This window comes from Laceyella tengchongensis (assembly GCF_900182735.1).
GTDB lineage: Bacteria > Bacillota > Bacilli > Thermoactinomycetales > Thermoactinomycetaceae > Laceyella > Laceyella tengchongensis.
Window position 1 is genome coordinate 1 of sequence record NZ_FXTU01000019.1, and the last position, 5,473, is coordinate 5,473.

The 5,473-nt window shown below is 49.9% G+C and carries 4 protein-coding genes and 2 rRNA genes; all 6 read left to right on the forward strand.

Annotated elements, in window-relative coordinates:
• Window positions 1-186: ribosomal RNA gene (locus QQZ12_RS16745) — 16S ribosomal RNA — on the forward strand; the annotation flags it as partial.
• A gap of 183 nt (window positions 187-369) precedes the next feature.
• Window positions 370-927, forward strand: coding sequence for a glycerol-3-phosphate responsive antiterminator (locus tag QQZ12_RS16750; RefSeq protein ID WP_102991393.1), 558 nt, complete (start codon window positions 370-372; stop codon window positions 925-927).
• A gap of 181 nt (window positions 928-1,108) precedes the next feature.
• On the forward strand, window positions 1,109-1,819 hold the full coding sequence (locus QQZ12_RS16755; protein ID WP_102991394.1) for an MIP/aquaporin family protein: 711 nt from the start codon (window positions 1,109-1,111) through the stop codon (window positions 1,817-1,819).
• A gap of 23 nt (window positions 1,820-1,842) precedes the next feature.
• The gene (gene glpK / locus QQZ12_RS16760) at window positions 1,843-3,336 is read left to right on the forward strand and encodes a glycerol kinase GlpK (RefSeq protein WP_102991395.1); all 1,494 of its coding nucleotides are present in this window, start codon (window positions 1,843-1,845) and stop codon (window positions 3,334-3,336) included.
• A 121-nt stretch (window positions 3,337-3,457) separates the two neighbouring features.
• Window positions 3,458-5,104, forward strand: coding sequence for a glycerol-3-phosphate dehydrogenase/oxidase (locus tag QQZ12_RS16765; RefSeq protein WP_102991396.1), 1,647 nt, complete (start codon window positions 3,458-3,460; stop codon window positions 5,102-5,104).
• Window positions 5,105-5,390: 286 nt separating this feature from the next.
• Window positions 5,391-5,473, forward strand: a 23S ribosomal RNA gene (locus QQZ12_RS16770); the annotation flags it as partial.

The following is a 5,473-nucleotide window of genomic DNA, read 5'->3' on the forward strand; positions in this document are numbered from 1 at the left end:
TCAGCATGCCGCGGTGAATACGTTCCCGGGCCTTGTACACACCGCCCGTCACACCACGAGAGTTTGCAACACCCGAAGTCGGTGAGGTAACCTTTACGGAACCAGCCGCCGAAGGTGGGGCAGATGATTGGGGTGAAGTCGTAACAAGGTATCCCTACCGGAAGGTGGGGATGGATCACCTCCTTTCTAAGGAGCTCTTTTCAGAGCATCATCGATCATTTTCTCAGGTCACGTGACACTCACTCTTTAGTTTTCAGGGAACAACGGGAGCCCCTTCACCAAAGTGTGAAGGGGCTTTTAATTTTTCCATTTGTTTGTGTTATCATGGGTGAATCGGATAACGCTTTAATGATGGAAAGGAAGAATGGGATGAAGACTCATTTTCAAAATCAAAGGCTTTTGCCAGCCGCCAAAAGTGTGAAGGACTTTGAAAAGCTGTTGGAAAGTTCGTATGAGTATATTGTGATGTTGGATTGCCACCTCGCACAATTGCCTCCCTTGATGAGATTAGCCCATCAACATCAGAAGAAAGTCATTTTGCACGTCGATTTGATCCAAGGGCTCAAAAATGACGAATATGCGGCTGAGTTTCTTTGTCAAATGGTTAAGCCAGCGGGGCTGATTTCTACCCGTACGCCGGTGGTGCAAGTTGCCAAAAAACGAAAAATTATTGCCATTCAGCGCGTATTTCTGCTGGATACCCATGCCTTGGAAACCAGTTACCGATTGTTGCAATTGTCTCAACCGGATTACATCGAAGTGCTCCCTGGAATCATTCCCCATGTGATTAAAGAAGTGGCGGAGATCACCAAGATTCCGATTTTGGCTGGGGGCTTGATCCGCACCAAACAGGAGCTTGAATCAGCGTTGGAAGCGGGAGCGGTTGCCATCACGTCGTCGAATAGAAAATTGTGGCATGTTAAATGAAAGTATTGAAATTTATGTGATAATTATTTACAATGATGTTGATAGCGCTTCCAAATATGCTTGGGATTAAGTTCATAGCTGACATGAGTCGATGAGAGTCACTGAGGCCCCTGGTTCGATGGAACGAGGGGGAAGCTTGGTGACTCTTTTTTGGTACTCATTTGAGCAAAGGAGGAATAGGATGTCTCACTTTACCGCTGAGTTGCTAGGAACGATGATGTTAATCTTATTGGGGAACGGAGTTGTGGCCGGCGTCGTGTTGCAGCGGTCTAAAGCCTACCAAGCCGGCTGGGTTGTCATTACGCTGGGTTGGGGTTTGGCCGTTATGGTGGCTGCGTACATGGTTGGTCATATCAGCGGGGCGTATTTGAATCCTGCCTTGACCATCGCTTTTGCCGTAGCTGGGAAGCTGGCATGGGCGGAAGTGGGTAGCATGATTGTCGCCCAGATGTTAGGGGCCTTTTTGGGAGCAGTGTTGGTGTGGTTGCACTATTATCCCCACTGGTCTAAAACGGAGAGGCAAGATGATAAGTTGGCCGTCTTCGCAACAGCTCCTGCTATTAAGCACACGCCTTCAAATTTGTTGAGTGAAATCATCGGTACATTTGTGTTAGTGTTTGCGTTGCTTGCCATGGGCGGAGAAGGCGTGGTGTTTGCAGACGGGTTGAAAACCTTGATTGTGGGCTTTTTGATTGTGGCGATCGGTATGTCGCTCGGTGGAACGACCGGTTATGCCATCAATCCTGCCAGAGACTTAGGGCCACGGTTGGCTCACGCCATTTTGCCGATTCCGGGCAAGGGATCGTCCCAATGGGGTTATGCTTGGATTCCGGTTGTCGGGCCGGTGATCGGAGCGGTATTGGCCGCGTTGCTTTATGGATATGTGTATTGATATCAGAGAAAGGGTGAGAGGATATGTCTAACCAATATATACTGGCGATTGACCAAGGGACGACAAGCTCCCGGGCGATTCTATTTGACCATAAAGGTCACATCGTAACCATTGCCCAACAGGAATTCACACAATACTTTCCTCAGCCGGGCTGGGTGGAACATGATGCGGAAGAAATTTGGGAATCTGTGCATAGCGTTTTGAATCAAGCGATGAAAGAAGCAGGCATTACAGCCAGTCAAATTGCTGCGCTCGGCATCACCAACCAACGTGAAACAACGGTGGTGTGGGATCGGCATACGGGTAAGCCCGTTCACTCCGCGATTGTGTGGCAATCCAGACAAACTTCGGCCATTTGCGATGAATTGGTCGCTCAAGGATGGAATGACCTATTTCGTAGCAAGACGGGTTTGCTGATTGATGCGTATTTTTCTGGGACCAAAGTGAAATGGATTTTGGATCATGTGGAAGGTGCGAGAGAAAAAGCGGAACGTGGCGACCTGTTGTTTGGCACCATCGATACCTGGTTGATCTGGAAGTTGACTGGTGGTCAAGTGCATGTCACAGATTACACCAATGCTTCGCGGACGTTGATGTACAACATCTATGAGCTGAAATGGGATGAAGAATTGCTCGACATTTTGACTGTACCAGCATCCATGCTACCAGAGGTTCGTCCGTCTTCCGGGGTGGTTGCCAAGACGGCCAAGGGTGTGTTGGATGCTGAAATTCCGATCGCGGGAATTGCGGGTGACCAGCAAGCGGCGTTATTCGGCCAAGCGTGCTTTGAACAGGGCATGGCCAAAAACACTTATGGCACAGGTTGCTTCATGTTGATGAACACTGGGGAGAAAGCGGTACCGTCCAAACATGGTTTGCTCACAACCATTGCTTGGGGCTTGGATGGAAAAGTGGAGTATGCGCTTGAAGGAAGCATTTTCATCGCGGGTTCCGCGGTGCAGTGGTTGCGCGACGGATTGAAAATGATCAAGACTGCCGCCGAATCTGAAGCGTTGGCGACCCAAGTGGATTCCACTGACGGAGTATATGTCGTTCCTGCGTTCGTCGGATTGGGAACGCCTTATTGGGATCAGGATGCCCGTGGCGCTGTGTTCGGGTTGACCCGCGGTACGACCGACGCCCACTTCACTCGGGCGACGCTGGAGTCGTTGGCGTACCAAACCAAAGATGTGCTGGCGGTAATGGAACAAGATTCCGAAATCCAACTGAAAAAGCTGCGTGTGGATGGGGGAGCTACCGCCAACCGTTTCTTAATGCAGTTTCAAAGTGATATTTTGGGCGTGCCCGTTGAGCAGCCTACCGTGTTGGAGACCACGGCGCTGGGTGCTGCCTATTTGGCAGGATTGGCTGTCGGATATTGGGCAGACAAAAACGAAATCGCCCGCCACTGGCACCGGGATGAAATCTTTGTTAGCCAAATGGATGACAAAGAGCGGAAAAAGTTATACAATGGATGGGTACAAGCGGTTGAAGCCACACGGGCTTTCAAGCCGTAACCACGTGAATGAGCACAAGTTAATAGGTTATGGAGATATGGAGACAAACCACATACCCTTATGCGCTAAACAGCATAAGGGATTATGTGGTTTTTTTATTTATCACAAAGGAGGATCAATCATGAACGGCAGACAAGAGCGGTTGAGCGCGATCAAAGATGAAGTGGAATTGCTGGTGATTGGTGGGGGAATCACTGGTGCGGGGATCGCCCTTGACGCGCAATCGCGCGGTATCAACACGGTATTGGTAGAGATGCAGGATTTCGGCGCCGGTACATCTAGCCGGTCAACCAAACTGGTGCACGGGGGCCTGCGCTACCTGAAGCAACTGGAAGTGCAATTGGTGGCCGAAGTGGGAAAAGAACGGGCCATTGTGTACGAGAACGGACCGCATGTCACCACTCCCGAATGGATGATGCTACCGATCATCAAGGGTGGCACATACGGCAAATTGGCCAGCTCCGTCGGCTTGGCTGTTTATGACCGGTTGGCTGGCGTGAAGAAAAGTGAGCGGCGCCAGATGTTGAACAAAGAGGAGACCTTGCGCAAAGAGCCGTTGTTGCGTAAAGAAGGGTTGAAAGGCTCTGGTTATTATGTAGAGTATCGCACGGATGATGCCCGATTGACGCTGGAAGTGATGAAAAAGGCTGTCGAATACGGCGCTGAAGTGTTCAACTATGTGAAAGTGACCGAGCTCCTGTATGAAAACGGCAAAGTGAACGGAGTCAAACTGCGGGATCAGATATCGGGGGAAGAATATACCCTGCGTGCCAAAAAGATCGTTAATGCCACCGGCCCTTGGGTAGATGAGTTGAGGGAGATGGATGGGTCCAAACACGGAAAAACGCTACACTGGACCAAAGGGGTTCACATTGTGGTGGATGGCAGCCGTTTCCCATTGCGGCAAGCTATTTACTTCGATACGGAGGATGGGCGGATGGTGTTTGCCATTCCGCGCGACGGCAAAACATATATTGGGACGACAGACACAGACTATCGGGATGATCTCGTCCATCCCCGCGTGACAGAAACAGACCGGGATTACCTAATATCTGCTGTTAACAGCATGTTTCCAGAAGTTAAATTGACCCATGCCGATGTGGAGACATTTTGGGCTGGCGTTCGTCCGCTGATTCATGAAGAAGGGAAATCTCCATCAGAGATCTCTCGTAAGGATGAAATTTTCCATTCCAAATCTGGTTTGATCACCATTGCGGGAGGTAAGCTCACTGGCTATCGCAAAATGGCTGAGAAGGTGGTTAACCTGGTTGCGAAAGAACTGCAACAGGAAACAGGGAAAACATTTGCTACGTGCCACACGGATCGCATTCCGATTTCCGGAGGGGACGTGGGCGGATCTGCCGGCTTTGAAGTGTTTGTGAAAGAAAAAACCAAACAAGGCGTGGAACTGGGCTTTTCTGAACAGCAAGCGGAATGGTTGACCCGGTTGTACGGTTCCAATGTGGATCATGTCTACCAATGGTCAACGGCTGATGGCAAAGCGGCAGCAAAGCGATATGGCATTCCGATTGAATTGTATGCTTCCCTCATGTATGGGTTACAACATGAAATGGTTCAAACGCCTGTGGACTATCTGTTGCGCCGCACGGGTGCGATGCTGTTTGACATCGCCTGGGTTAAACGCTGGCAAGCAGGAGTGGTTGACTTGATGGCTGATCACTGTGCATGGGATGAGCAGACTCGTATGCGTCGGGAGCAGGAGCTGGAGCAAGAAATCAGCTATGTCACGGAAGTGGTTTCCGACTAAGGTGCCAAGTAACGCGAATGGCCGCGATGGTGCAGTATTCATATGGCCGATCTCCCTTATCACATGATGAGGGAGATTTTTTTATAAAAAAGGGTTGCATTTATTTTTGAGCCGTGGTACATTATTACTTGTCGCCGCGATGCGGTGATCACAACGAAACGCACCTTGAAAATTAGATATGGAATAAAGCAACGAGGTTAAGAAGGAGATCCTTCTTTGATCGTCGATGTTGCAAATCACCGAGGAGATACCGAGCGGCATAGCGATATGCCGAATAAACCTAGTAGGTTAAGCTACTAAGGGCACACGGTGGATGCCTTGGCGCTAGGAGCCGATGAAGGACGGGACGAACTCCGATAAGCTTCGGGG

Coding starts and splice junctions, on each gene's coding strand:
- QQZ12_RS16755 (WP_102991394.1), top strand. CDS start 1,109: ATGTCTCACTTTACCGCTGAGTTGCTAGGAACGATGATGTTAATCTTA.
- QQZ12_RS16765 (WP_102991396.1), top strand. CDS start 3,458: ATGAACGGCAGACAAGAGCGGTTGAGCGCGATCAAAGATGAAGTGGAA.
- QQZ12_RS16750 (WP_102991393.1), top strand. CDS start 370: ATGAAGACTCATTTTCAAAATCAAAGGCTTTTGCCAGCCGCCAAAAGT.
- glpK (WP_102991395.1), top strand. CDS start 1,843: ATGTCTAACCAATATATACTGGCGATTGACCAAGGGACGACAAGCTCC.